Origin of the sequence: Rhizobium sp. AN68 (assembly GCF_030758035.1) — a bacterium.
Taxonomy (GTDB): domain Bacteria; phylum Pseudomonadota; class Alphaproteobacteria; order Rhizobiales; family Rhizobiaceae; genus Agrobacterium; species Agrobacterium tumefaciens.
The window spans coordinates 2,103,080-2,128,964 of sequence record NZ_JARWMI010000003.1; the positions used below are offsets into that span (position 1 = coordinate 2,103,080).

Below are 25,885 nucleotides of genomic sequence, written 5' to 3' on the forward strand. Positions count from 1 at the left end.
CGCAACGCCTCCGGCACTGCGATCTCAATTCTCCAGCATATCCTTCAGCCGGGCGGTCAGCGCTGCCCGGTCTAGCGAGAAATTGACGTCGATCCACTTTTCTTCGAGGCTTTTCAGCACCTCGCCTACCTTCGGACCGGACTCCACGCCCGCGGCCATCACATCAGCGCCGCTCAGCGGAAAGCCGGGTTTGTGGAACTTGTTCGCTCTCGTCAGCAGCGTCGAAAGCCGCGCGACTTTCTGCATCGCCGCCTCACCGCCTGAAAGGTCGGCGCGGGCCGAGGCAAGCGCCAGTTTCAGCCGCGTCTTCACACCGTCAACGCCCTGCCGGTAAAGCAGCCGGTCGAGCGCCGTCTCCTTCATCTCCGGCTCGATCACCGGCGCGGAAGCCCAGTGGGCGAGATATGCAGCTTCAGCCTTGGACAGCCGCAGCCGCGCAGCAAGCGCCGCTAGCCTCTCCCTGTCGGGCGGCACTATCGCAGCGAGCCGCAGCATCGGGTCAACTGTCCAGCCAAGCGCCTGTTCGGTTGCCACCAGCCCGTGAATGGCGTCGATACCCCATTTTTCCGTTTCGGGAAGAATTTCCGCCAACACGCCGGATTGCCGCATCCACAGCAAGGCGCGGGAGGGATCGCGCGCGGAAAGCAGCTTTTTCAGCTCGCTCCACACCCGCTCGGCCGAGAGCGTCCCCAGCTTGTCCTTGGCTCGCGCACTGGCGCGCAAGCCATCGGCATCGGGACGACCGGAACCATAATGGGCGAAAAAGCGGAAGAAGCGAAGAATCCGCAGATAATCTTCCGAAATCCGCATTGCCGCATCGCCGATGAAACGCACGGTTCCTGTTTCAATGTCGGGAAGGCCATCGATGAGGTCGATGATCTTGCCCTTCTCGTCAGCGTAAAGTGCGTTGATGGTGAGATCGCGCCGCTCGGCGTCGGTTTGCCAGTCTGTGCCAAAAGCGACCTGCGCATGGCGGCCATTGGTCTCGACATCGCGGCGCAGCGTCGTCACCTCGAAACCTTCGCCGTCGATCACCAGCGTCACCGTGCCGTGTTCAATGCCGGTCGGTACCGCCTTGATGCCCGCCGCCTTGGCGCGCTCAACCACCACATCGGGGGTAAGCGTCGTCGCCATATCGACATCGACGACCGGTTGTTCCATCAGCGCATTGCGCACGGCGCCGCCGACGATCCGCACCTCGCCGCCATCGGCGTTCAACAGCGCGAAGATGCGCTTCAGCGACGGCTTTTCAAACCAGTCCCGCCCGGCAAGGCTGCTCATGAATAAAACCTCTCGTAAATCGTCCGCACGATGCCCGCCGTAATGCCCCAAATGTAGCGCTCGCCATAGGGCATTTCGTAGAAAAACCGCTCCTTCCCCTGAAAGATGCGGCTGCCGCGCCCGTGATTGGCTGGGTCCATCAGGAAAGACAGCGGCACCTCGAAAACCTCATCCACTTCCGTGGGATTGAGCGTCAGGTCAAAGCCGGGACGAACGACCGACAGCACCGGCTTGATGCGAAAACCGGTACCGGAAATATAATCCGGCAGACGCCCGACCGTTTCCACGAAAGATCGCGAGAGGCCGATCTCCTCTTCCGTCTCGCGCAGGGCCGCCTCTTCCGGTGTGCGGTCCCCGGCATCGATGCCACCGCCCGGAAAGGAAATCTGGCCGGAATGTTTGCGCAGGGTTGCGGTGCGCTGGGTGAAGATCACCCGCGCTTCGTTGCCGTCGTCGATGACAGGCACCAGCACGGCGGCGTCCTTTAGCCTTATGCCGTTTCCCGAAAGCACCACGCCCGGATTGAGCAGATGATCGCCATTCTCGCGTTCCGCCACGCCCTCGCCTTCCTCCAGCACCCGGCGGCGGAAATCGGCGGCGGTAAAAGTTTCAAGGCGGGTTGTCGTCATTGTCATTGCGAAAGCCGTTCCAGTTCATTGGCGGGCATCACGGGAAAGACAACCCCGCCCGAGCGCACGGCAAACATCTCGACACCGTCCACATCGATCACCTCGCCGAGTGCCACGAGATCATACATCACCGCCCGCGAGACGAGCGCCTCCAGCCTGCCGCGCACCAGAATGTAGGGTTTCAATTCGCGGTTTTCTCCGAAAATCGTAAAGCGTAGCGGATGCTCCGGCCCGGCCTCCACCACATCGCCGACATTGGTGCGGAAGGTCAGCAGCGGTCCGCCATCCTTCTCGCCCGCCGTCACCTTCATCTCGACGGCCACGAAAGGTGCATCCACCACGCGGATGCCGACTTTTTCCACAGGAGTTACAAGATAGGTCTTGCCGTCGTCATCCTTGCGCAGGACCGTGGAAAATAGCCGCACAAGCGGCGCCCGGCCAATGGGCGTACCCATATAGAACCAGGTGCCGTCTGCGAGGATTTCCATGTCGAGATCGCCGCAAAAGGGGGATTCCAGCGCTCCACCGGCGCAGGTCCACGTTTGGCGTCGCCGGTCTGCTCGGCGGCGCGTGAAATCATCGCCGCCAGCCCTGCTGCATCGCTTGCCGAATTTATCGTCTCCGCTGCCATATTCGAGTCTCGCTTTGCCGATAAGGAAATACTAAGTCACGACATAGTCATTCGAATGGCGCTTGTCAGCGGCCAAGAGAGCAATAAGCTAGTTGCAGCGCGAAATCCGCCCCGGCCAATGGCCATCAAGATCGGGGCAGGAATGGGTCGGCGGCAAAGGTATGAGGAGAGCGACATGGGCGTGATGAATACCGGCGAAACCCTCGACGAAAAAGCCATCGTCGCCTCGGCCGAAAAGGCGCTTTCGGATATTGCCGCGATCCGCGCGGAGGTATCCAAGGTCATCTTCGGCCAGGAAAAAGTGGTGCAGAACACGCTTCTCGCCATACTCTCGGGCGGCCACGCCTTGCTTGTCGGCGTTCCTGGCCTTGCCAAAACCAAGCTCGTCACCACGCTTGGAACGGTTCTCGGGCTCGATGCCAACCGCATCCAGTTCACACCGGACCTCATGCCATCGGATATTCTCGGCTCCGAAGTCATGGATCAGGATGAAAACGGGCGGCGCTCCTTCCGCTTCATAAAAGGTCCGGTGTTTGCGCAATTGCTGATGGCGGATGAAATCAACCGCGCCAGCCCGCGCACGCAGTCCGCACTGCTGCAGGCCATGCAGGAATATCACATCACCATGGCCGGCCAGCGTTACGACCTGCCGAAACCGTTCCACGTTCTCGCAACCCAGAACCCGCTGGAACAGGAAGGCACCTATCCACTGCCTGAAGCGCAGCTCGACCGCTTCCTGCTGCAGGTGGATGTCGGCTATCCCGAGCTTGCCGCCGAACGCCAGATATTGCTCGACACGACAGGCACCGCATCGGGCGAGGCGCGCAAGGTTATCGACGCCGAACGCATGATGGAAATCCAGGCCCTCATCCGCCAGATGCCAGTCAGCGACAAGGTGGTGGACGCGATTCTTTCGCTTGTCCGCTCTGCCCGCCCCGGCCACGGCAACAAATTGACCGACAAACACGTTGTCTGGGGCCCGGGTCCCCGCGCCGGCCAGTCCCTGATGCTGACGGCACGCGCCCGTGCGCTTTACGAAGGCAGGCTCGCGCCGTCGCTGGACGATGTCTATGCGTTGGCCGAACCGGTGCTGGAGCACCGCATGGCGCTGACATTCGCCGCCCGCGCCGAAGGCATGTCGGTGCGCGATGTCATCGCAGCCCTTGTGGAGCAGGCGAAGAACTAAGGCATCGGACCGAAAAGTGTGACGCTGTTTTCGGAAAATCCGATACTCGACAAAAACTCGGAGCGGCCCGCCGCTCTGACATCTGCCTAAGCTTTCTCGAAAGGAGTGCCTGTGGCATCCATCGGCCAGATCGTAGATAAGACACCGGGTAGCGAAGTCCTGGCGCGCGCGCGCCAGCGTGCCGCACTGGTGCCGGACTGCATGGTCGAAGCCAAGCGCATCGCCAACACCGTCACCGCCGGCTGGCACGGCCGCCGCAAGCGTGGCATCGGCGAGAATTTCTGGCAGTTCCGCCCCTATGCCGAAGGCGAGAGCCTGTCGCGCATCGACTGGCGACGCTCGGCCCGCGACGATCACACCTATGTGCGCGATCGGGAATGGGAAGCCGCTCACACCATCTGGCTGTGGGCCGACATGTCGCCGTCGATGATGTTCAAATCCACCCTCGGCTCCGTTTCCAAGGAAAGCCGCGCATTGGTGCTGATGCTGGCGCTGGCGGAAATCCTTGCGCGCTCGGGCGAGCGTATCGGTTGTCCCGGTATCATGGAGCCCATCTCGGCCAGAAACGCCGCCGAACGTCTGGCTGCCGCCATCATGCACGCGCCGCTCACCACAGGCATGCCGGAAACGGGCATGATCCGCGGTGCAAGCGACATCGTCCTCATAGGCGATTTTCTCGACGATGCGAAAAATGTGATGGAGCGGATTTCGCCACTCGCACGGCGCGGCTTGCGCGGCCATGTGGTGGAAATCGCCGATCCGGCCGAAGAAACCTTCCCCTATTCGGGCCGCACCGAATTTACCGACCCGGAAACCGGTGAAAAACTCGTCTCCGGCCGCGCAGAAACCATTCGCGAGGATTATACCCGCGCCTATCTCGCCCGCCGCGAAGCGCTGTCTTCTTCGCTGCGCCGTCTAGGCTGGAATTTCGTGTTTCACCGCACCGATCATCTCGCCTCCGAGGCGCTTGTGGCTGTTCACATGTATTTATCCGGTGCGCCCGCGCAAGGCGGTGGCAACCGATGAGCGCATTGCCCTTCGTCTTCACCAGCCCCTATATTCTCTTCGGCCTTCTGGCGCTTCCAGCCATCTGGTGGCTGTTGCGGCTCACCCCGCCGCGCCCCAAGGCAGAGGTTTTTCCGCCGCTGAAAATTCTGGCCACCGTGCTGAAGCGCGAGGAAACGCCCTCGAAAAGCCCGTGGTGGCTGACATTGCTGCGCATCGCGCTCGCCGCCGCCGTGATTTTCGCGCTGGCCGATCCGGTGGTGAACCCCCGCAACAACAGCATTGCCGGCACTGGTCCCCTGGTGCTTGTGGTCGATAATAGCTGGGCCTCCGCAACTGATTGGCAGAGACGCGTCGAAACCGCTCAGGCCCTGATCGGCGACGCGGAACGGGCTGATCGCCCCGTTTCCATCAGCTTCACCGCAGATGCCGAACACGACGCCGTGCCGGCCACCACGGCGGGGGCGCTGGACAAGCTCGCCGCCGCCAAGCCGAAGCCGCTTGCGCCCGACCGCGTGCGCACGGCGGAAGCCATTACCGAGGCGCTGAACGGCACCTCCCCCGGCACGCTCGCCTATATTGCCGACGGCGTTGCCACCGCGCAGGATGAAAGCGCACTCAAAACGCTGACCAGCCTCTCAGCTGCCGAGTTCCGCATCGTCACGGGTGATGGGAAATCCATCGCCGCCATTACCGGCGCCGCCAACAATGCCGATGCGATGAGCGTCACGCTATCGCGGCTCGACACAGCCTCCCCCAGCCGGTTGACCGTCAATGCGCAGGACAGCCAGGGCCGCATCCTTGCCACTGGCACCGCCAGTTTCGCCCCCGGCGAAGCGGAAACGACGGCGACGGTGGAAGCGCCTTTCGAATTGCGCAACGACTTCGCCCGCCTCTCCATCGAGGCAGTTTCGACGGCGGGCGCGGTGCATCTTCTGGATGACGGTTTCCGCCGCCGCCGCGTGGCGCTGCTGGCCGGTGAAACCGGCAATGATTTCCAGCCGCTTCTGCAGCCGCTTTATTACATCAGCCGCGCCCTTCAGCCTTTTGTCGATCTCATCCCGCAACGACAGGCAGATCTTGCGCAGGCGATCCCGGAAATCCTGCAATCCAATCCTTCCGTCATCGTCATGGCCGATATCGGACGTCTGCCGCAGGAGACCTATGAGCCGATGCAGCGCTGGCTTGCCGCCGGCGGCACGCTGATCCGTTTTGCCGGACCGCGCCTTGCCGCAGCCCCCACCAATGATCCGCTGGTGCCGGTGACGTTGCGGCAGGGTGAACGCGCACTTGGCGGCGCGCTCTCATGGGCCGAGCCACAGCCGCTTGCCGATTTCCCGAATTTCGGCGCCTTTGCCGGAATGCCGAAGGCCGATGGCGTGCTCGTAAAACGGCAGGTTCTTGCCGAACCGACACCCGACCTTGCCGAGCGCACCTGGGCGAGCCTTGCCGACGGCACGCCACTCGTCACCACCCGCAATGTCGAAGCGGGCCGCATCGTGCTGTTCCATGTCAGCGCCGAGGCAAGCTGGTCCGATCTGCCGATATCAGGCCACTTCGTAGATATGTTGCGCCGTATCGTGCAATTGTCCAAGGCAGGCGGTGCTTCCACCTCCGCGAATGCCCCGGCCGCAGCATTACCGCCCTTCCGGCTACTGACGGCCGAAGGTGCTTTGTCAGCCGATGTCGGCTCCGCCCGGCCGTTGGAAATGCGCCCCGGTCAGGCTCCCCGCACCGGTTTCGACAATCCCCCCGGCCTTTATGGCACAGAGGATGGTTTCGTGGCTCTCAATCTTCTACCGGCTGGCGCCACGCTTCGCCCGCTCGATACCTCGCTCGCCGGTGTCAACACCACCAGCGAGGCACTGATCGGCGAAACGGCGAAATCGCTGCGCCCGGCCTTGTTCATCGCCGCCTTCCTGATGTTGATTGCCGACAGTCTCATCGTGCTCTTCATGAACGGCGCCTTCGCACGCCTGCCGAAAGCCCGCAGCGCTACGGCTGCCACCGTGCTGCTGGCCATTGGCGCTTTTGCAGCCATGTCCCCGAGCGATGCGCGCGCCGACGACCCCAAACCCGGTGACGAGCAGATTTTCGAGCGGCTGGACACGACGCATCTCGCTTATGTCCGCACCGGCGAGGACGATGTCGACCGCATTTCCGAACAGGGTTTGCAGGGATTGAGCGAATTCCTGACATGGCGCACGACGCTGGAGCCCGGCCAGCCGGTCGGCCTCGATATATCCAAGGACGAATTATCCTTTTACCCGATCATCTACTGGCCGGTGTCGGCCTCCGCCCCCATGCCGTCGAGCGCTGCCATATCGCGTATCGATGCCTATATGCGCGCCGGTGGCACCGTTCTGTTCGACACGCGCGATCAGTTTTCGTCGCTCGACACTGGCGCGACCAGCCCCAATGGCGAACGTTTGCAGGCGATCCTCGCCAATATCGATATTCCGCCGCTGGAGCCCGTGCCGGAAGACCACGTCCTGACGCGGTCTTTCTACCTGCTCACCAATTTCCCCGGCCGTTACAACGGCTCGCCGCTCTGGGTGGAATCGCGCCAGGGGGCGGCGAAGACGACATCCGGCCTCTCCTCCTCCGGCGATGGCGTGACGCCGATCATGATAACAGGGAATGATTTTGCCGGCGCATGGGCCGTCGATGCGCAGGGCGCACCGGTGCTGCCCACTGTGCCGCCGGACGAGTTGCAGCGCGAACATGCGTTTCGCTCTGGCGTCAACATCATGATGTATATGCTGACCGGCAACTACAAGGCCGATCAGGTACACGTTCCCGCACTTCTCGAACGGTTGGGGCAGTGACATGACATTGACATTCGCCCCCTTCCTGCCGTGGATCGTTATTGCCGTTCTGGCCGTCGCCGCCCTTCTTCTCTCCCTCATCGGCCTGTGGCGCGGCGTGCGCGGCGCATGGCTGCGCGGGCTGGCGCTTGTCGCCCTGCTTGCCGCCATCGCCAATCCGCTTTTGACGCAGGAGGAACGCGAGCCTCTCTCCACAATCGTCCCCGTTATCGTCGATCGATCGCAGAGCCAGGACGTGCAGGACCGACCGCAGATGACGGATATGGCGCTTGCCGCGCTGAAAGACCGGCTGTCGCGCTTCCCGCGCATCGAACCGCGCATCGTGGAAGTGCGTGATGATGGTGAGAGCGATTCACCTTCGACGCAGCTTTTCTCGGCCCTCTCCTCCGCCGTCTCGGATGTTTCACCCTCCCGCGTCGGCGGTGCGATTTTCCTCAGCGATGGCCAGATCCATGATATTCCGAATGCTCTGCCCAATGCCGAACAGGCGCTTGGTTTCCGCGCTCCCCTCCACGGGCTGATCACCGGCAAGGCCGATGAATTCGACCGCCGTATCGAGATCGTCCGCGCGCCGCGCTTTGGCATCGTCAACGAGGAACAGCAACTGACGCTGCGCGTCTTCGATGATGGCCGTGCAGCCGCAGGCGGTGGTTCGGCGGAAGTAACCGTGAAGATGAACGGCGAAGAAATCGCCACCTTGCAGGCCACACCCGGCCAGCCGACCCCCTTTACTTTCAAGGTTCCGCGCGGCGGCAACAATGTCATGGAATTTTCCGTCGCCGAGCTTCCCGGCGAAGTGACGGCCGCGAACAACCGTGCGGTTCACCTGATAGAAGGTATCCGCCAGAACCTTCGCGTGCTGCTGGTCTCCGGCGAGCCGCATGCGGGCGAGCGCGCCTGGCGCAACCTCCTGAAATCCGACGCCTCGGTTGATCTGGTGCATTTCACCATTCTGCGCCCGCCGGAAAAACAGGACGGTACGCCGATCAACGAACTGTCGCTGATCGCCTTCCCCACACGCGAATTGTTCGTGGAAAAGATCGAGGATTTCGACCTCATTATCTTTGACCGCTACCAGCATCGCGGCGTGCTGCCGATCCTCTATTACGATTACATCGCGCAATATGTCGAAAAGGGCGGCGCGCTATTGATCGCAGCCGGCCCGGAACATGCCGGTCAGGATTCGATCGCCATGACGCCGCTTGCATCCGTGCTGCCGGCCCAGCCGACAGGCCAGGTGCATCAGTCCGCCTTTTATCCCCGCCTCTCGGAAGCGGGCAAGAAACACCCCGTTACCCGCGGGCTGGAAGGGTCGGGCGATGAGCCGCCGCATTGGGGCCGCTGGTTCCGCACCGTCAGCGTCGAGCCGCCGCAGGGCCAGACCGTGATGCTGGGTGACGGGCAGGACCCGCTGCTGGTGCTGAACCGCCAGGGTGAAGGCCGTGTCGCCATGCTGCTTTCCGATCAGGGCTGGCTTTGGGCGCGGGGTTACGAAGGCGGCGGCCCGCATGTGGCGCTTTACCGCCGCATCGCCCACTGGCTGATGAAGGAACCGGAGCTTGAGGAAGAGGCGCTGACGGCACGCGCCAACGGTCGCACATTGCAAATTACCCGCCAGACCATCGGCGACGACCCCGGTCAGGCAAGCGTGCATTTCCCCTCGGGCAAAACCGAAAACATGGCCTTCAACAATACCGAGCCAGGTCTTTACAAGATCGAGCGTCGCATGGACGAAACCGGCCTGTTCGAAATCAAGAACGGCGATTTCACCACGCTCGTCCATGTCGGCGCGGTGGATGCGCCGGAATTCAAGGCAATGATTTCGACGACCGAAACTCTGAAGCCCTTGGCCGACGCCACCAAGGGCAGCGTGCACCGTGTCGCCGACAATTCGGGCCGCGTGGCGCTGCCCGATATCCTGCCTGTCAGAGGCGATATCAGGGTTGCCGATGAGGATCGCATGCTGATACGCATGACCGATGAGACGGTGCTGAAAGGTGTCAACACCCTACCGCTGTTTGCCGGTTTTGCAGGGCTTGCCGCCCTGCTCCTTGCCTTCTCCGCGCTCTGGTGGCGTGAGGGCCGGTAGGAACTTTCCGGTGGAAGCTCAGGCGCTTTCACGTCTCGCAGTGGAAACGAGAAACGGCCGCCGCTCGGCGACCCGGGAAAGATAATCATGAATTTCGTTTTGAGCGACATCGCGGATGCAGAAGCCGAAAAGGCCATCCGCGATCCCCTGGTGGCCTATAATCTCGCCCGTTTTGGCGAAAGCGACAAACGCGAACTCATCATCACCATCCGCGACGATGAGAACACCGTCACCGGCGGTCTTGTCGGCTATACCGGCCGCGGCTGGCTTTATGTGCAGCTTCTCTTCGTGCCGGAAATCCTGCGCGGTCAGGGCACTGGCCCGAAGCTGCTGGCGATGGCGGAGGAAGAAGCCAAAAAGCGCGGCTGCATCGGCGCTTACATCGACACGATGAACCCGGATGCGCTGAGGCTTTATGAGCGCTGCGGTTTCACCAAGATCGGCTCGCTTGCCCCCCTCTCCAGCGGCCAGGCGATCACATGGCTTGAAAAGCGTTTCTAATCCGTTCGAAAGAAAGCGGTTGGCGCAGCAGTGTCAGGAGAGCGCCACCCGCCGCGTTTCGACATTGATCATCGTTGCGGCAATCGCAGCCAGCACCAGCAGCCCAGCGAAAATGCCGATGGCGAAACCGAAGCCCTGCGCGATGGCATAACCCAGGAACGACGGCGCCAGAAGGCCGCCCAGCCTTGCCATGGCGCCCGCAGCCCCCATGCCGGTCGCACGCGATTCCGTCGGATACAATTCGGGCGTGAAGGCATAAAGCGCACCCCAGGTGCCGAGCAGCGCAAAGCTCATGATCAGAAGCGAAGTGGCGATCATTGCTCCGCCTGTAGCGAGCGTGAAGAGCAGGCAACCGAGGGCGGACAGCAGGCAGAAACCGATCAGCGTCGGCTTGCGGCCCCATTTTTCAACGCCATAGGCGGCAAGCGCATAGCCGGGTATCTGCGCCAGTGCCACCAGCACGAGGAAACCATAACCGCGCACGAAGCCAAAACCGTCTCCCGCCAGTTTTGCCGGCATCCAGGTGAAGACGCCGTAATAGGAAACGGAAACAAGGAACCAGATGGCAAGGATCATGATGCTGCGCTGTCTGAGCGCCGGCGAAAATATCCCCTGCCCCTTCGACACCTCCGGCTGAAAAAGCCCTGTCCCGGCATCAAGTGGCGCGCGGCCGTTTACCACCAGCATGCGGTTGACGATGGCCTTGGCTTCGTCCGATCGGCCTCTCCGCACGAGGTAAAGCGGCGATTCGGGCACCATGAACCGTAAACCCAGACCCACAACGGCTGGGAAAGCCGTAACCGCGAAAATATAACGCCAGGCATCGGCAACACCGGCAAGGCTGGCGCCCCACGCTGCAAGCGCCACGATCAGGGTTCCGATGGCCCAGAAGCCTTCCAGCATGACCAGCCAGCGGCCCCGGTTCTTTGCGGGCAGGAATTCCGCCATCATCGCATAGTCCACCGGCAGGGTGCCGCCGACAGCCGCACCCGTTAAAAAGCGTAGGACAAGAAGAATGGCAAAGTTCGGCGCAAAGACGGAAAGTACACCGAACACGGCATCACAGGCCACGGTGACGATCAACACACGGCGGCGACCGTAACGGTCCGCCAGACGCCCGAAACCGGCAGCACCTAAAAGCATGCCAAAGAAGAAGGCCGTTCCGGTTTGCAGGGCCTGCGGAACAGTCAGTCCAAACGTTAGGGCAATCGAGGCGGCGGTGAAGCCGACCGCCAGCACCTGCATGGCATCCGCTGCCCAGACGAGGCCGAAAATACCCATCAACCGCCGCTGATAGGCGCCCGCACCTGCGCGTTCCAGCGCATCGTTCATGGTGATTGCCGTCATATGCTCGCCCCCGTGCCGAAATCGACTATCGAGTGCTATCGCATAGGGGAAAGAAACGGAATTGAATTTTGCGAAGTCGGATGCATGGTTTCAAGGCAGAACACCATCCCGTCATCTTTAGCGAAATAACCGGCCAGTGTATGGGCGACTCAACGCCCCGTTCCTCATTTCTGTGCCTGTCACAGGAATGAGGGAAAAGGACGCACTGGTGAGGGGCGGGAAATCCGACGTAAAGAAATCCGTCAGCCGTAAACCCGAAGAGGCTCCTCGAAGCCGTCGTCTTCCGCCTGGGCGGCAGGCATGGCGGCCTCGCATTTGCGCCAGCCGATCTTGCCCTTCATCCGCTGGTGCACGTCGTCACCAGCAGGCACGACCAGCACCCGGTTCGGATCCACCGGACCTGGAAAATCAAGCGCCGCGTAGCCTACCTTTTCGAAACCGAGCGGCATGTAATAGGGCGGATCGCCAATCAGAATGACGGCCTCCGAACCCTTCCGCCGGGCGGCAGCGATAGCAATCCGGACGAGTTCACGGCCGATGCCCATGTTCTTGTGCGAAGGCCGCACGGCAAGCGGGCCGAGCATATGGCCCTTCACCCCACCGGCCAGAACCGGCGTCATGCGCACCGAAGCGATCGTCTCACCATCATCGGCGCAGACGAAGGACAGCGACCGGTCATGCGGACCCTGCTCGCGAATGCGCGCGGCGGCACGGGTGTGCCGACCGGGGCCGAATGCTTCTTCGTTGATGATTTCGATGATGGCGTCGTGCGACGCGTCCTCGGTGAGGTAGACAAGATCGTGCTTGGACATGAAGAGACCGAAACTTCCAAAATGCGGATGCGACAATAGATGACGGCTGCGCCGGTAAAGGCGTTCAGGAGCGTCAGCGTCGTCGGAGCATCCGTGTTTCGATCATAATCTACAATTTCCTCAGATTTGTGAAAATCGCAATTATCAGGAAAATTCCCACCCGTCCAGAACAAATCTCGGCACTATTCCATTCAGCCCATGCGAGACCGGAAACGCATTGTTCAATGCACTACGGGTTCGCGGCACCGCGCTAAACGGTTAGAATTGCGGTCAAGGAAACAATCAAGGAGATCGTCATGGGCATGCTGGTGGAAGGCGTATGGAAAGACGTCTGGTACGACACCAAGGAAACCAAGGGGCACTTCAAGCGCAGCGCCTCGCAATTTCGCAACTGGGTAACGGTGGATGGCGCGCCCGGACCTTCCGGCGAAGGTGGCTTTAAGGCCGAGAAGGATCGCTACCACCTCTATGTGTCGCTCGCCTGCCCCTGGGCGCATCGCACCCTGATTTTCCGCAAGCTGAAAAAGCTGGAAGACCTGATTTCCGTCTCCGTCGTCGATCCGCTGATGCTGGAAAACGGCTGGGAGTTCAGACCGGAAGGCGAACGCACTCCGGGTGCAACCGAGGACCACCTCTTCGGCTTTTCCACACTGTGGCAGGTCTATACCAGAGCGGATGCCAACTATTCGGGACGGGTGACCGTGCCGGTACTGTGGGACAAAGAACGCGGCACCATCGTCTCCAATGAATCGGCCGAAATCATCCGCATGTTCAACGTGGCTTTCAACGACCTTACCGGATCGGCTGCGGATTATTATCCCGAAGCACTGCGCGCCGACATCGATGCGCTGAACGACGTTATCTACGACACCGTCAACAACGGCGTCTACAAGGCCGGTTTCGCCACCACGCAGGATGCTTATCAGCAAAATGCCGTGAAGGTGTTTGAAACGCTTGATATGCTGGAAGACCGACTGAAGGACCGCCGTTTCCTGTTCGGTGCAGAACAGACGGAAGCAGACTGGCGTCTCTTCACCACGCTAGTGCGATTCGACCCTGTTTATGTCGGCCACTTCAAGTGCAACATCCGCCGCATTCACGATTACCCGCATCTCACGGGTTACCTCCGCGACCTCTACCAGACACCAGGCGTGCCGGACACAGTCGATATCCGCCACATCAAGGAACATTATTACCGCAGCCACCTCACCATCAACCCGACAGGTATCGTGCCCGTTGGCCCGGAACTGGACCTGACCATGGCCCATGGCCGTGAGACGCTTGCCTGACGGCAGAGACGCCGCCGCTACCAGTAGTCGGCAATCGCCGCTTTGCCGGAAAGTTCGGCAAGGCGGCGGCGGGTGGCGGGCGTTACATTTTCCGGCAGGTCCGAGAGATCGAAAAAACCGCTTTCGGTGATTTCGTGATCCGGTTTTTTCGGCGTGGTCTGGGTAACCTGAAGCCGGTAGAGCGCCACATGATCGCGGTTGCTGCCTTCCAGATTAAGGTAGACATGGACAAGCTCGGGGGTCGACGCAGCCTCGAGATTGCCTTCCTCGCGGATTTCCTTGTTGAGCGCCATCAGCAGCGTTTCGCCGCGTTCCACCCCGCCGCCAGGCAGATACCAGCCGGGCAGATAGGTATGCCGCACCAGAAAAATCCGCCCCGCATCATCGAAGCAGAGCGCACGCACACCGAGGGTGGCACCGCGTGTGAACAGAAAAACGAAATGAAGCAGGCGGATAAGGATACGCGTGTGGAACGGACGTGCCTGCCGCTCGGTTCTCTCGTCATTCACCCTGGTTTCCCCCTGTCGGCAGGCTTTTATTGGACGTGCCGCATATCATAGGTTATCTCTGCCGCCATGTTCAAACTTGCGCATATTTCAGACGTCCATCTCGGGCCATTGCCAAAACTCACTTTCCGGGAACTTGCATCCAAGCGTATCACCGGTTTCGTCAATTGGCACCGCAACCGCCGCAAGCACCTTTTCACCGACACGCTGGAAAAGCTGCTCGATGATCTCGAGGCCAAATCGCCGGATCATCTGGCTATTACCGGCGATCTCGTCAATCTTGCGACAGGCATTGAAATTCGCGCCGCCGCCGACTGGCTGGAAGAAGTCGGCGACCCTGAAAAAGATCTCGGTCGTTCCCGGCAATCATGACGCCTATGTTTCCGGCGCGCACGACAAGGCCATGCGCGCCTGGTATCCTTATGTGCGGGGCGATGGCGACCCGGCGGAATGGGACGATGACCGCAAGATTTTCCCCTATATGCGCGTGCGCGGTCCCGTCGCACTGATTGGCTGCTCCACCTCGATTGCAACGCCGCCCTTCTCGGCCACCGGCTATTTCGGCAACCGTCAAGCACGCGCAACCGCGGAACTTCTTAAAAAAGCCGGTGAACAGGGGCTGTTCCGCGTGGTGATGATCCATCACCCGCCGATCCGCGGTGCGGCGGCTGCCCACAAGCGCATGTTCGGCATTCGCCGTTTCGCGGCAGCGCTTGGCGTTGGCGGCGCCGAGCTCGTACTGCATGGCCACACCCATTTGAACACCGTATACTGGCTGAACACTCACCACGGGCAAGAGCACATCCCGGTCGTCGGCATCGCCTCCGCCAGCCAGGGACCGGGCGGTGAAAAACCGCGCGCGGCCTATAATCTCTTCCATATTTCCGGTGGCCCCGGCACCTGGAACGTCGCCTGTGAACGCCACAGCCTCAACGATACCGGAACGGGTATCGGGCTTGAAGATATCAGGGTATTTTATGAGAATGGTAGGCCGTTGGGGTTTTCGCGGCTGGGGGGATAAACACCGGAGTGTTGAGGTTAGGGTCTGTGGCTCACTCCCCTCTGTCCTGCCGGGCATCTCCCCCATAAGGGGAGATCGGCAAGACGCTCTTTCGTCAATTCATTCTGAACGTTGAGATGGTCGAGACCGTGCCTCAGGTCGATCTCCCCCTTTCGAGGGAGATGTCCGGCAGGGCAGAGGGGGGTGAGCCCCTCCCAAGAAGCGAACTTACCTAGCTCGCTCTTCCAGTACCCGATTGGCCGCCGAAACAATCGCCTCTAGCGAAGCGCCAACAATATTCGTATTCACCCCGGCGCCGAACAATTTTCCGCCCGGATGCTCCATCTCGACATAGGCAATGGCGGAAGCATTGGACCCGTGTTGCAGCGAATGCTCGGAATAGTCATTCACCGACAGATCGATGCCGAGATAGACCGACAGCGCATTAATGAACCCGTCTATAGGACCGGTGCCCTTGCCCTCGATGCGCTTCACCTCACCGTTATCGGTGATTTCGGCGGCGACAATGCGCACGCCCTTGAAATCGCCCGCCGGATAGGTGTGGTGATCGACGAACTTGATGCGCGCATTTGGCTGCGTCACGTAACGTTCCATGAAGCGCTCGTAGATGCGCTTGGCCGGCAGTTCCACGCCCTCTTCATCGGTGATGCGCTGGATGTCTTCGCGGAACTCCACCTGCAGGTTGCGCGGCAGGTTGATGCCGTAATCCTGCTGGAGAATATAGGCGATCCCACCCTTGCCGGACTGCGAATTGATACGGATGATCGCCTCGTAGGAGCGGCCGACATCCTTCGGATCGATCGGCAGATAGGGCACTTCCCATACCGGGTGATTGGCAACCTTGATCGCCTTCATACCTTTGTTGATCGCATCCTGATGCGAGCCGGAAAACGCCGTATAGACCAGTTCGCCGACATAAGGGTGGCGCTCGGGGATGGTCATCTCGTTCGAATATTCGTAGACCGCCTTGATGCGCTCAATATCGCGGCAATCCAGCTCCGGATCGACGCCCTGCGTATACATGTTCAGCGCCAGCGTCACGACGTCGACATTGCCGGTGCGCTCGCCATTGCCGAACAGCGTGCCCTCGACACGGTCCGCACCGGCCATCAGAGCCAGCTCCGTCGCAGCGATGCCAGTGCCGCGGTCGTTGTGCGGATGCAGCGAAATGATGACGTTTTCGCGATTGTCGATATTGCGGCACATCCATTCGATCTGGTCTGCATAGATGTTCGGTGTCGCCATTTCGACGGTGGAAGGCAGGTTCAGGATCAGCTTGTTATCCGCCGTCGGCTTCACCACCTCGACCACCGCGTTGCAGATTTCCAGCGCCACTTCCAGCTCGGTGCCGGTAAAGCTTTCCGGAGAATATTCGAAGCGGAAACCGCCGCCGGCCTTGGCCGCCATGTCGGTGATCATCTTGGCGGCATCGACAGCAATCTGCTTGATGCCGTGCACGTCCTTGCCGAATACCACGCGGCGCTGCAATTCCGAGGTGGAGTTGTAGAAGTGGATGATCGGCTTGTTGGCGCCTTCCAGCGCTTCGAAGGTGCGGGTGATCAGTTCCGGACGGCACTGCACCAGCACCTGCAGGGAAACATCCTCAGGCACATTGCCCTGCTCCACGCACCAGCGGGCAAAATCGAAGTCCGTCTGCGAAGCGGAGGGGAAACCGATCTCGATTTCCTTGAAGCCCATTTCGAGCAGCAGCTTGAACATGCGGGCCTTGCGGTCATGGCCCATGGGGTTGACCAGCGACTGGTTGCCGTCACGCAGGTCCACCGAACACCAGATCGGTGCCTTGGTGATGGTCTTGCCCGGCCACGTGCGGTCAGGAATATTGATGGTCGGGTAAGGGCGATACTTGACGTTCGCGTCCGACATGCCTTTGGAAATATTGGTGATCTTGCCGTCCATTTCGCTTCCTCCTTGCGCATTCCGCGGGCTTCTCGAGCCATCGGCGGATGCGCGGCCCTCAAGGGCCTAAATCCAGTATAAAATGAGATTTCGAGATGAGGAGCGTTTGCGCCAGCGGGCTTTCGGCCGCCGGGCGCTCCTCACTGGACCCGGCAACCGCGTGTAAGGTCGAGGCTAAGAAGCGAGAGTGCACCGCACGGAGAGGCAATCGCAGAAATCTGCGCGCTCATGCCGGAAATGGTTGCGATGCTGTTGCTCATGGGCAAGCTTATAATCGGCGAAATATTTGGATGCAAGGGCTATTGTCTCTTCAATCCTTTTACAAAACCGGTCAAAGCCATCATCAACCCGCCACCGATCAGCCCCCAGAAGGCACCGGAGACACCGGCGAAGGAAAGGCCGGAGGCGGTGATGAGGAAGGTGATCGCCGCTGCCTCGCGTGTTTCCGGATCCCTGAAAGCCGCAACGGCAGAGCCGGAAAAGGCGCCCACCAGTGCAAGCCCCGCCACCGCCTGAATGAGGACAGGCGGCGCCAGTGCCACGAAAGCCGTGACCGCGCCCGCCAGCAGGCCGAAGACGATGTAGCCCACACCGCCGATGATCGCCGCCCAATAGCGCCGTTTCGGATCGGGATGGGCGTCCTCGCCAGCGCACATCGCCGCCGTAATCGCGGCAAGATTGACTGCATGGCCGCCGAAGGGTGCGGAAAGCAGTGAGAAGAAGCCGGTCGCCGCGAAAAGCGGTCCGGGCTGCGGATCGTAGTGATTGACCTTCAGCACTGCGATACCGGGAATATTCTGCGACGCCATGGTGACTATGAAGAGCGGCAGCGCGATGGAAATGACGGCGTGCAGGCTGAAGACGGGCGTCACCCACTCCATCGGAGGCGTCAGCGATTGCGCCACACGGTCAAGCGCCCCCGCCGGAATATCGACACCGAAGATCATCACCAGCACGAAAGCGGCAAGTGCCGCAGGCACGGCGAAAAGTCGTTTAAAGGCTCCCACCACGATCCAGGCAAGAATGATCGGCAATCCGAGCGCCGGGTTAAAGCCGATCGCCTTGATCGGCGCAAAACACAGGCCGATGATGACCCCGGAGAGCATGGCGTTGGCAAGTGGCGCTGGAATGGAGGCCACCGCCTTTCCGAGCGGCCGGAACAGGCCGGCAATGATGATCAATATGGCGCAGATGATGAACCCGCCCACGGCGGCCGGAAAACCGCCCTCGATCACGCCTGTGGTCGCCAGCAGGGCTGCACCAGGAGTCGACCATGCGATGCTGACAGGCATCCGCGTCGCGACTGAAAGCGCTATCGCGCAAACCCCCATCGCCACCGAAAGCGCCATCAGCCCTGACGCTGCCTCGAAATCCGTCGCACCGACAGCCTTCAGGCCCTGCAACACGACGGCGAAAGAACTGGCAAAGCCGACAAAGGCGGTCAGGCACCCCATGAACAGGCTCTGTACGGAAAAATCTTTCATCAACATGGCGGTTCCCGGATCTTCTGTTTCCCTTGAAGATCAAAAAACCCAACCGCTGGCAAGATGCCCGCAGGCTGAACAGGTACGCCTTTTACCAGCGCAGAAAACGCGAACCGGCAAAAGCGCCGATAAGGCCGGTGATGAAAATGCCAAGCGAATACCAGATCAGCACGAAAGCCATGCCGTTTTCGGTGCAGAACCAGGAATAAACCCAGGCTCCGGCTGCACCCGCCGCAATGCCAGCCACAAAACCTGCCAGGGCTGGATCAGCCGGGGCTGAGCGTTTGAGAACTGAAAAATTCGCCAGGAATACCGGAAGCGCGAAAGCGACGATCAAAAACGGGCAATGCAGCGCGGACGACCCCAGAACAAGCGTCCTGTAATTGTCCGGAAAGGCAAACCCCAGCTGTACGAGCGCTATCGCCGCCATCACAACGAAAATTAGCGCAAGCCAAATGAAAAGGCAGCCGCTGTTCCCCTCGGGGCGGGTAAGGCGGCCGACCGCGAAAAACGCAGTCAGGGCCAGCAGGGCGTTATAGGCGGACTTGATCCAGAATCCCAGCTCGGTCAAGGCGTCGTGCATGTCGACCCTCGGCCCGAGAATTGCAAGCATCAGCAACAGCGAAACGCCAAGGCCGGGCAGGACGGCCAGCGCCAGCCGGCGCTCCAGTGACAAGGCAGGCACGGGCTTGAGGCCGCTTGCCAGTTGTTCAATGATGTCTTCCGTCTTCCTCACGTTTCGCCTCGCAACTTTGCCGCCAGCATTTTAAGCGTCCTGTGAATGCCGACCCTCGCCGCAAGCTCGGTCTGGCCGGATTTTTGGGCCGCTTCGGCGATTGACTGACCCTCGAGTTTTACCCTGCGAATGAGGTCGCGTTGCCGCTGCGGCAACTCGTCGAGCAACCGTTCCACATCCATACGTGCCGTGACCTGATCGACGGACGATCCCGCTTCCAGCGTCTCATCAAGTTCCACTTCCGAAAGCTGGCGCGCACCCCTGCCCCTGTAGTGATCGATGAGTTTGTAGCGCGCTATCGAAAAGAACCAGGCGGTAAACGGCCTTGCTCGATCATAGGTCTCGCGTTTGGCGTGAAGCGACAACAGGGTTTCCTGAACGAGATCTTCCACATCCCCCCGTGAAGCGGCCCTCATGCGCCGGTCGAAATAGGCTGTCAGCAGCCTGCGTAGGGCATGGAGCAAATGCCTGTAAGCGCCCTCGTCCCCATCGAGGGAACGCAGCATCAGCATTTTTAATGTCTCTTCCGAAAGGCTGCCTGTCATCGTCACTATCGGGTTATTCGCAATCGGCGGGATATTGTTACATAATGGCGTGAAAAGAATCTCGCCCGAATATGATGTCACAAACGCGTGAGCGTGTAACGACACACGGATCCCCACCGAATGGACAATCGTGAGCCCCGGTGCAACGCCGGCGGACATTTAATGACGTCCAGAGGAGATCTTTCATGACCCGCATTTTTACCACCATCGCCACCGCTTCCATGCTGTCTGTTCTTTCTTTCGCAGGCATCGCCCATGCCGACGGCATGAAGACCGATATGACGAAAATGCACAACGACACCATGAAGACGCAGACGATGAAAAAAGGCGACATGTCCATGGCATCCAAAAAGGACTGCATGCACAAGGCTGACATGGAAATGAACAAGATGAAAAAAGCCGACATGATGAAGGCCTGCAACACGATGAAGTGATGCCGGCCGAACATTCAATGCACATGACCGAGAGCGGCACGTATCATCCGGCCTGAATGAAAAAAGCCCGTGCCGGTTTCCACCGGCACGGGCTCTCTCAACTAAAAATCAAAACCTTAAACTTCCGACTGGCTCTCGACGATCTTGCCGACGAGGCCGTAGCCCTTGGCTTCTTCAGCGCCGAGCCAGTAATCGCGATCGATGTCCTTGGCGATCTTTTCTTCGCTCTGGCCGGTGGCCTTGGCGAAGATCTTGATCAGGCGCTGGTTCATCTTGATGATTTCGCGGGCCTGGATTTCGATGTCGGATGCCATGCCGCGCGTGCCGCCGGAGGGCTGGTGCAGCAGGAAGCGGGTGTTCGGCAGGCAAAGGCGACGTTCCTTCGGCACCGAAACATAGATCAGCGCGCCAGCGGAAGCGACCCAGCCCGTACCGATGATATAAACCTTCGGCTTGATGAACTTGATCATGTCATGGATCGAATCACCCGATCTCGACATGGCCGCCCGGCGAATTGACGTAAACGCGAATGTCGTCGTCGCTGGCGGCGGCAAGTGCCACGAGCTGCGTGCAGACCTTCTGCGCCAATTCCTGCGTGATGCCACCATAGATGAAGATCGAACGCGACTTGAAAAGATTCGCTTCCGTTTCCTTGCCGATCGGCAGTTCCTTGCTCTTGTCGTCTTCGTCTTCGTTCATCAGCGGCTCTCCAGCGTAATTCATGCATGCCCTTCGGACATAGTGCGACTTGTTACGTAAGGCAATGAGCAAAAAAGGCAAGGTTTGCGCCCCAACAATAAACATCGCCCCCGGCAGATGACGCATGGACAGCCTCTCCGGGTTCGCGGTATCGTCAGGTCCTCATTGCAGTGCCGCCGATTGCGGGAACCCCAAGATCCCCTTGCTGGCGGCGATAATCAAAAGAGGGAATCATGCTGAAAAGACTAAGCCTTGCTGCCGCAGCGCTCGGCGCCACCGCCTTGCCCGCTTTCGCCCATTTGAACCCCGAAGAACACGGCTCCTTCATGGCTGGCGTCTCCCACCCCTTCTTCGGTGCGGATCATATTCTTGCAATGGTTGCCGTCGGTCTCTGGGCATCGCAGATCGCCATGGCGCAGAATGACCGCAAGGCGCTGTGGATCGTGCCTGCCGCCTTCGTCGGCACCATGGCCATTGGTTTCCTGATGGCCGTTTATGGCATCGGCCTTCCGTTTGTCGAACCGGCCATCCTGGCCTCCGTCATCGGCCTCGGCCTGCTGGTCACGATTGCTGCAAAGCTGCCGACGGCAGCCGCTGCGGCCGTGGTCGGCGCTTTTGCCCTTTTCCACGGCCATGCCCATGGCGGTGAACTCGGCAGCGCCGGCGCCCTGCAATTCGGCATCGGTTTCATGATAGCAACCGCGATCCTGCATCTCGCAGGCATCGTGCTTGGCCTGCGCATTGCCCGTTTCGGCTCGGCCGCAAGCCGTACCGCCGGCGCGCTGACGGCAATAGCGGGCCTTTCGCTTGCCTTCGGCGGGTGACGATCATTACCGAAATTTAAAGTTTCGACCGCTTTGAAAAGCCTGAATTTGGACTTACCTCCTTATCGTTGATTTCCGCTTCACGGTAAGGAGGCATCATATGTCACCGGAAGAAAGCCAACTTCTCAAGGCCCTGTTCGACAGGACAAAAGCCGCATCCGCCACTCCGCGCGACCGCGAGGCGGAAATATTGATCGCAGATGCCGTGCGCGATCAGCCCGCAGCCCCCTATTATCTCGCCCAGGCTGTGATTGTTCAGGAAAAGGGTCTGGAAGCGGCAGCAGCACACATCCAACAGCTCGAAGACCGCATCCATGCGCTGGAAAGCGGTAATGCGGCCCCGCAAGCAGCCGCACAGGGTGGTTTTCTGAGTTCGATCTTCGGCACCGGCCAACAGCAATCACCTGCTCCGGCGCCCGTCTCGCCACCGCCCCAGACATCATGGCGCAACGATACCGCAGGCCAGACAGCCGGTCCCTGGGGCTCACCAGCCGGCCGCGCACCTGATCAGCAGCCCGGTGGCCTCTGGAGCCAGCAACCCGCAGCAGCCGGACGCTCCGGCGGCGGTTTCCTGCAAGGTGCGCTCGGCGCTGCTGCAGGTGTTGCCGGCGGCATGCTGCTCGCCAATTCGCTGAGCGGTATTTTCGGCAACCACGCATCGTCGCTCGGCATTGGCTCGCCATTCGGCAGCGGCAATCCGCTGAGCAACAATGCACCGGTCGAAGAAACCGTCATCAACAACTACTACGGCGACAGTTCCTCCCAGCCGGACAATAGTAACGATGTCCAGCAGGCCGACTACGACGACAGCGCCGATGACGATTTCGATCAAGGCGACGACGGGTCGTTCGCCTGAACGTTTTCAACCGTGAAAAGCCGGATCAGCCGCGGCCGCGATAGGTCGGCACACCCTGATCCGGCAACCACACGCCCTCAGGCACCGGTCCGGTCTGCCAGAAAACGTCAATCGGAATACCGCCGCGCGGATACCAGTAAGCGCCGATGCGCAGCCATTTCGGCTGCAACAACTCCACCAGCCGCCTGGCGATATAGACCGAGCAATCCTCGTGAAATGCGCCGTGGTTGCGGAAGGATTGCAGGAACAGCTTCAGCGACTTCGATTCCACCAGGAAATCACCGGCAATATAGTCGATGACGATATGGGCGAAATCCGGCTGTCCGGTCATCGGGCAAAGCGAGGTGAATTCGGGTGCTGTGAACCGCACCACATAATCGGTACCGGCATTGCCGTTCGGCACCTTTTCGAGAATGGCCTTTTCAGGGCTCTCGGGCATATCGACCTTCGCGCCCAGCTGCGACAGGCTGGAAACATCCGTCACGGACATGGAAAACTCCTGCTTATTCAAACGATCACTTTGACGCCATGCGCCTTTTCGCCTTCCGGCTCGACGTGAATGGCAAGGCTGGCACCCGGTATGACTTCCCTTATGGCATCTTCAAGGCGGTCGCAAATATCATGCGCCTCGCGCACCGTCATCGGGGCGGGAACAACGACGTGGAAATCGATGAAGGCGGCCGAACCGGCGCGGCGGGTTCTAAGATCATGCACGCCGATGATGCCGACGGAATTTTCGGCGATCGCCTTCTTGATCGCCTCGTCTTCTTCCGGTTCCACCGCCCGGTCCATCAACCCGCCGAGCGAATGCAAAATGACCTTCGATCCCTGGAACAGGATGTTGATGGCCACCAGAATGGCGAGCAGCGGATCGAGAATGGCGTAACCCGTCAGAAGCGCCAGAACCAGACCGACCAGAACCCCTGCGGACGTTACGACATCCGACATGATATGATGACCATCCGCCTTGAGGGCGGGAGAAGCGTATTTCCGGCCGACGCGGATGAGGATTGTCGCCCAGACGGCGTTGATGACGCCCGCTGACGCGTTGATGGCAAGACCGAGAACCGGCGCTTCCGGCAGCTTCGGGTTGAAGAGACCACCCCAGGCTTCCTGCACGATCAGAAGTGCGGCGACGACGATCAGCACGCCCTCGACGACAGCCGAGATATATTCCGCCTTGTGATGGCCGAACTGGTGATCGTCATCTGCGGGCTTCTGCGCATAACGGATGACGAAATAGGCAATGAAGGCCGCAACAACGTTGACGGTCGATTCCAGACCGTCCGACAGCAGCGCTACCGACCCTGTGACCCACCAGGCCACGAGCTTGAGGCCAAGCACGCCGAAAGAAAGTGGAATGCCCCAGAATGCGAGCTTCCTTACCAGTGCATTGCCTTCAGTGTTCATTTTTTGCCCCCGTGCGGATGCGAACGAATTGCAGAACTGACCGCCAAAACGCACGAACCGCGCGCACGGGGTCTCCGTGCACGCGGCTCGCTATTTGCGCTTCCTATCGTTCAAACCGCAGCCGAGGTCAAGACCCATGAGGTCACGTCGAAGACGTCACCCCTCGCTTTTCTGCTCACAGAAACGGATACGGTTGCCGAATGGATCGATGACTTCCATGACATCGCCCCAGGGCAATTCTTCGACACCAGGCTTCAGGAAGCGGTAGTCTTTGCCCGCCAGCTCTTTTTGGAAGGCATGCACGCCGTGCATGGTGGCGAAGATATTGGAGCCCGGCGTCGCGTCGCCATGATGGCCGCTGAGGTGAAGCCCCATTCCGGCCCGCGAAACCTGCATGTAGAGCGGGAAGTTTTCGCCGAAGCGGTGTTCCCAGTCGACCTTGAAACCGAGAAAATCAACATAGAATTCCCGCGCCTTGGCCTCATCGAAAACTCTGAGAATCGGGAATATCCGCGCAAAGCCAATGTGAGGAAGGTTTTCCCCGCCCGCCGCGCTTGCATCCCGGGCGTCCACGTCACTGCCCATTCTGCTTGCCCCTAGTCACGCAACGGAGATGGTACCGGCCGCAACGGATGCGGCCGGTACGCCTGATCCTTATTCGGCTGCGACGATCTTGCCGTCCTGCCACTTGTAGAGCGAGAAAGCCTGCGATGACAGGTCGCCACTCTCGCCATAGGTGACCTTGCCGATCGCCGTGGCGAAAGCGTCACCGCTCTTCAGAGCCGTGATGACCGCTTCGGAATCCTTTGCGCTTCCAGCCTTCTCGATGCCGGCCTTCAGCACTTCGACGGCAGCGTAAGCGTTAAGGGTGAAGGCTTCCGCAGGAATGTTGGCGGCCTTTAGAGCTTCGGCAGCAGCCTTGGAATCCTCGTTCTTCAGGGCGTCGGAGGCGTTGGTGAAGATCGTGCCTTCACCAGCCTTGGCACCGATGTTCCAGAACTCGCTGTTCGACAGGCCGTCACCGCCGATAACGGCAGCCTTGGCGCCGATATCGTTCAACTGACGCACCAGAAGGCCGGCTTCCGGATGGTAACCGCCGAAATAGACGATATCGACATTTTCAGACTTCAGGCGGGCCGTCAGCGCGCCGAGATCCTTTTCGCCTGGTGTCAGCGCGTCATAGAGAACTTCGGTAACGCCACCGGCATTCAGCGTGGTCTTGAAGGCATCCGCCAGACCCTTACCGTAAGCGCCCTTGTCGTGAATGATGGCGACCTTCTTGTCCTTAAGCTTGGCAAGAACGTATTTCGCCGCCACTTCTGCCTGCTGGTCGTCCCGACCGCAAGTGCGGAAAACATTGGTAAGGCCACGGTTCGTCAGGCCCGGCGAGGTCGCCGTGGGGGTGATCATCAGGACACCGTTTTCAGCAAACACGTCCGATGCCGGAATGGCAACGCCGGAGGTCACTGGACCGACGACGAAATGGATGCCTTCGGCAACCAGCTGGTTTGCGGCCGACACACCCTGCTTCGGCTCGCCGCCATCGTCTGCAAGCTTCAGAACGACCTGCTCTCCGAGAATGCCGCCCTTCTTGTTGATTTCATTGACTGCCGTCTGAGCGCCGTTCTTGACCTGGTCGCCATAGGCGGCGACGGGACCGGTAAGCGGCGCAATCAGGCCGATGACGATTTCGGCATGGGCAAGCGGTGCGAATGCGAAGGACGCTGCAAGCGTCACGCTGGTCAATGTCTTCAGTTTCATCCTGGTGTCTCCTTGGAAATGGGGTCTCAGCCCCGATGAGCGCCTTGGGCGCCGACCGAATGAAACTTCGCGGACGCCTCCCGGCGAAAACCCG

Annotated in this window: 22 protein-coding genes and 3 pseudogenes; 10 read left to right on the forward strand and 15 right to left on the reverse strand. The window is 60.3% G+C overall.

From position 1 onward, the window contains the following. Positions 1-24: 24 nt before the first annotated feature. The 3 genes and pseudogenes from RBH71_RS23335 to RBH71_RS23345 all read right to left on the reverse strand — a co-directional run bounded on the left by RBH71_RS23335 (position 25) and on the right by RBH71_RS23345 (position 2,541). Entirely contained in the window at positions 25-1,281 is a 1,257-nt protein-coding gene (locus tag RBH71_RS23335) for a CCA tRNA nucleotidyltransferase (RefSeq protein ID WP_003513538.1), read from the reverse strand. Continuing rightward, positions 1,278-1,916 carry an NUDIX hydrolase gene (locus RBH71_RS23340; RefSeq protein ID WP_003513539.1) on the reverse strand — a complete coding sequence of 213 codons (639 nt, stop codon included), beginning with the start codon at positions 1,914-1,916 and terminating at the stop codon, positions 1,278-1,280. The genes RBH71_RS23335 and RBH71_RS23340 overlap by 4 nt, the downstream gene beginning before the upstream one ends. Further along, a pseudogene (locus tag RBH71_RS23345) lies at positions 1,913-2,541 on the reverse strand (DUF1285 domain-containing protein). The gene RBH71_RS23340 and the pseudogene RBH71_RS23345 overlap by 4 nt, the downstream one beginning before the upstream one ends. A 175-nt stretch (positions 2,542-2,716) precedes the next feature. Between RBH71_RS23345 and RBH71_RS23350 the strand changes: the two are divergent. From RBH71_RS23350 to RBH71_RS23370, 5 genes are all read left to right on the forward strand, one after another. Then, positions 2,717-3,727 (forward strand): AAA family ATPase, encoded by a 1,011-nt coding sequence (locus RBH71_RS23350; protein ID WP_003513541.1) that lies wholly within the window; start codon positions 2,717-2,719, stop codon positions 3,725-3,727. Positions 3,728-3,838: 111 nt separating this feature from the next. Beyond that, positions 3,839-4,753: a DUF58 domain-containing protein gene (locus tag RBH71_RS23355; protein WP_003513542.1), complete on the forward strand. Its 915-nt coding sequence runs from the start codon at positions 3,839-3,841 to the stop codon at positions 4,751-4,753. After that, positions 4,750-7,560 carry a DUF4159 domain-containing protein gene (locus RBH71_RS23360; RefSeq protein WP_003513543.1) on the forward strand — a complete coding sequence of 937 codons (2,811 nt, stop codon included), beginning with the start codon at positions 4,750-4,752 and terminating at the stop codon, positions 7,558-7,560. Before RBH71_RS23355 ends, RBH71_RS23360 begins: the two co-directional genes overlap by 4 nt. Position 7,561: 1 nt before the next feature. Continuing rightward, positions 7,562-9,649, forward strand: coding sequence for a hypothetical protein (locus tag RBH71_RS23365; protein WP_003513544.1), 2,088 nt, complete (start codon positions 7,562-7,564; stop codon positions 9,647-9,649). Positions 9,650-9,736: 87 nt separating this feature from the next. Beyond that, on the forward strand, positions 9,737-10,150 hold the full coding sequence (locus RBH71_RS23370; protein WP_003513546.1) for a GNAT family N-acetyltransferase: 414 nt from the start codon (positions 9,737-9,739) through the stop codon (positions 10,148-10,150). Positions 10,151-10,183: 33 nt separating this feature from the next. On the opposite strand, the gene RBH71_RS23375 is transcribed toward RBH71_RS23370, so the two are convergent. Both RBH71_RS23375 and RBH71_RS23380 read right to left on the reverse strand, forming a co-directional pair. Continuing rightward, positions 10,184-11,497 (reverse strand): MFS transporter, encoded by a 1,314-nt coding sequence (locus RBH71_RS23375; RefSeq protein WP_003513550.1) that lies wholly within the window; start codon positions 11,495-11,497, stop codon positions 10,184-10,186. A 242-nt stretch (positions 11,498-11,739) separates the two neighbouring features. Beyond that, a complete protein-coding gene (locus RBH71_RS23380) occupies positions 11,740-12,309 on the reverse strand; it encodes an N-acetyltransferase (protein WP_323687524.1) in 570 nt (189 codons plus the stop codon). A 296-nt stretch (positions 12,310-12,605) separates the two neighbouring features. On the opposite strand from RBH71_RS23380, the gene RBH71_RS23385 reads away from it, so the two are divergent. Further along, on the forward strand, positions 12,606-13,598 hold the full coding sequence (locus RBH71_RS23385) for a glutathione S-transferase family protein (RefSeq protein ID WP_003513553.1): 993 nt from the start codon (positions 12,606-12,608) through the stop codon (positions 13,596-13,598). A gap of 17 nt (positions 13,599-13,615) precedes the next feature. On the opposite strand, the gene RBH71_RS23390 is transcribed toward RBH71_RS23385, so the two are convergent. Then, positions 13,616-14,107, reverse strand: coding sequence for an NUDIX domain-containing protein (locus tag RBH71_RS23390; protein WP_003513554.1), 492 nt, complete (start codon positions 14,105-14,107; stop codon positions 13,616-13,618). Between the two features lie 66 nt (positions 14,108-14,173). Here RBH71_RS23390 and RBH71_RS23395 point away from each other — a divergent pair. After that, a pseudogene (locus tag RBH71_RS23395) lies at positions 14,174-15,125 on the forward strand (metallophosphoesterase family protein). 207 nt (positions 15,126-15,332) lie between these two features. On the opposite strand, the gene leuA reads toward RBH71_RS23395, so the two are convergent. The 4 genes from leuA to RBH71_RS23415 all read right to left on the reverse strand — a co-directional run bounded on the left by leuA (position 15,333) and on the right by RBH71_RS23415 (position 19,774). Continuing rightward, positions 15,333-17,042, reverse strand: coding sequence for a 2-isopropylmalate synthase (gene leuA / locus RBH71_RS23400; protein ID WP_003513556.1), 1,710 nt, complete (start codon positions 17,040-17,042; stop codon positions 15,333-15,335). Between the two features lie 299 nt (positions 17,043-17,341). Continuing rightward, the gene (locus RBH71_RS23405) at positions 17,342-18,529 is read right to left on the reverse strand and encodes a benzoate/H(+) symporter BenE family transporter (protein ID WP_035251911.1); all 1,188 of its coding nucleotides are present in this window, start codon (positions 18,527-18,529) and stop codon (positions 17,342-17,344) included. Positions 18,530-18,617: 88 nt separating this feature from the next. Next, positions 18,618-19,262, reverse strand: a complete 645-nt coding sequence (locus RBH71_RS23410; protein WP_003513559.1) for an NrsF family protein — start codon at positions 19,260-19,262, stop codon at positions 18,618-18,620. Beyond that, positions 19,259-19,774, reverse strand: a complete 516-nt coding sequence (locus RBH71_RS23415; RefSeq protein WP_003513560.1) for a sigma-70 family RNA polymerase sigma factor — start codon at positions 19,772-19,774, stop codon at positions 19,259-19,261. The genes RBH71_RS23410 and RBH71_RS23415 overlap by 4 nt, the downstream gene beginning before the upstream one ends. Before the next feature lie 218 nt (positions 19,775-19,992). Between RBH71_RS23415 and RBH71_RS23420 the strand changes: the two genes are divergently transcribed. Then, a complete protein-coding gene (locus RBH71_RS23420; RefSeq protein WP_003513561.1) occupies positions 19,993-20,241 on the forward strand; it encodes a pentapeptide MXKDX repeat protein in 249 nt (82 codons plus the stop codon). Between the two features lie 116 nt (positions 20,242-20,357). Here RBH71_RS23420 and RBH71_RS23425 read toward each other — a convergent pair. Beyond that, positions 20,358-20,940: pseudogene (locus RBH71_RS23425) on the reverse strand (ATP-dependent Clp protease proteolytic subunit). 233 nt (positions 20,941-21,173) lie between these two features. Here RBH71_RS23425 and RBH71_RS23430 point away from each other — a divergent pair. Together RBH71_RS23430 and RBH71_RS23435 are read left to right on the forward strand one after the other, a co-directional pair. Then, on the forward strand, positions 21,174-21,764 hold the full coding sequence (locus RBH71_RS23430) for a HupE/UreJ family protein (RefSeq protein ID WP_003513569.1): 591 nt from the start codon (positions 21,174-21,176) through the stop codon (positions 21,762-21,764). 100 nt (positions 21,765-21,864) lie between these two features. After that, positions 21,865-22,620 (forward strand): DUF2076 domain-containing protein, encoded by a 756-nt coding sequence (locus tag RBH71_RS23435; protein WP_003513571.1) that lies wholly within the window; start codon positions 21,865-21,867, stop codon positions 22,618-22,620. Positions 22,621-22,645: 25 nt separating this feature from the next. Here RBH71_RS23435 and queF read toward each other — a convergent pair whose 3' ends face one another. The 4 genes from queF to RBH71_RS23455 form a co-directional block, all read right to left on the reverse strand. Further along, on the reverse strand, positions 22,646-23,110 hold the full coding sequence (gene queF / locus RBH71_RS23440; protein WP_003513573.1) for a preQ(1) synthase: 465 nt from the start codon (positions 23,108-23,110) through the stop codon (positions 22,646-22,648). Between the two features lie 17 nt (positions 23,111-23,127). After that, positions 23,128-24,030, reverse strand: a complete 903-nt coding sequence (locus RBH71_RS23445) for a cation diffusion facilitator family transporter (RefSeq protein ID WP_003513576.1) — start codon at positions 24,028-24,030, stop codon at positions 23,128-23,130. Between the two features lie 156 nt (positions 24,031-24,186). Further along, a complete protein-coding gene (locus tag RBH71_RS23450) occupies positions 24,187-24,615 on the reverse strand; it encodes a glyoxalase superfamily protein (protein WP_003513579.1) in 429 nt (142 codons plus the stop codon). A 69-nt stretch (positions 24,616-24,684) separates the two neighbouring features. Continuing rightward, positions 24,685-25,791, reverse strand: a complete 1,107-nt coding sequence (locus RBH71_RS23455) for a branched-chain amino acid ABC transporter substrate-binding protein (protein WP_003513582.1) — start codon at positions 25,789-25,791, stop codon at positions 24,685-24,687. Between the last annotated feature and the right edge of the window lie 94 nt (positions 25,792-25,885).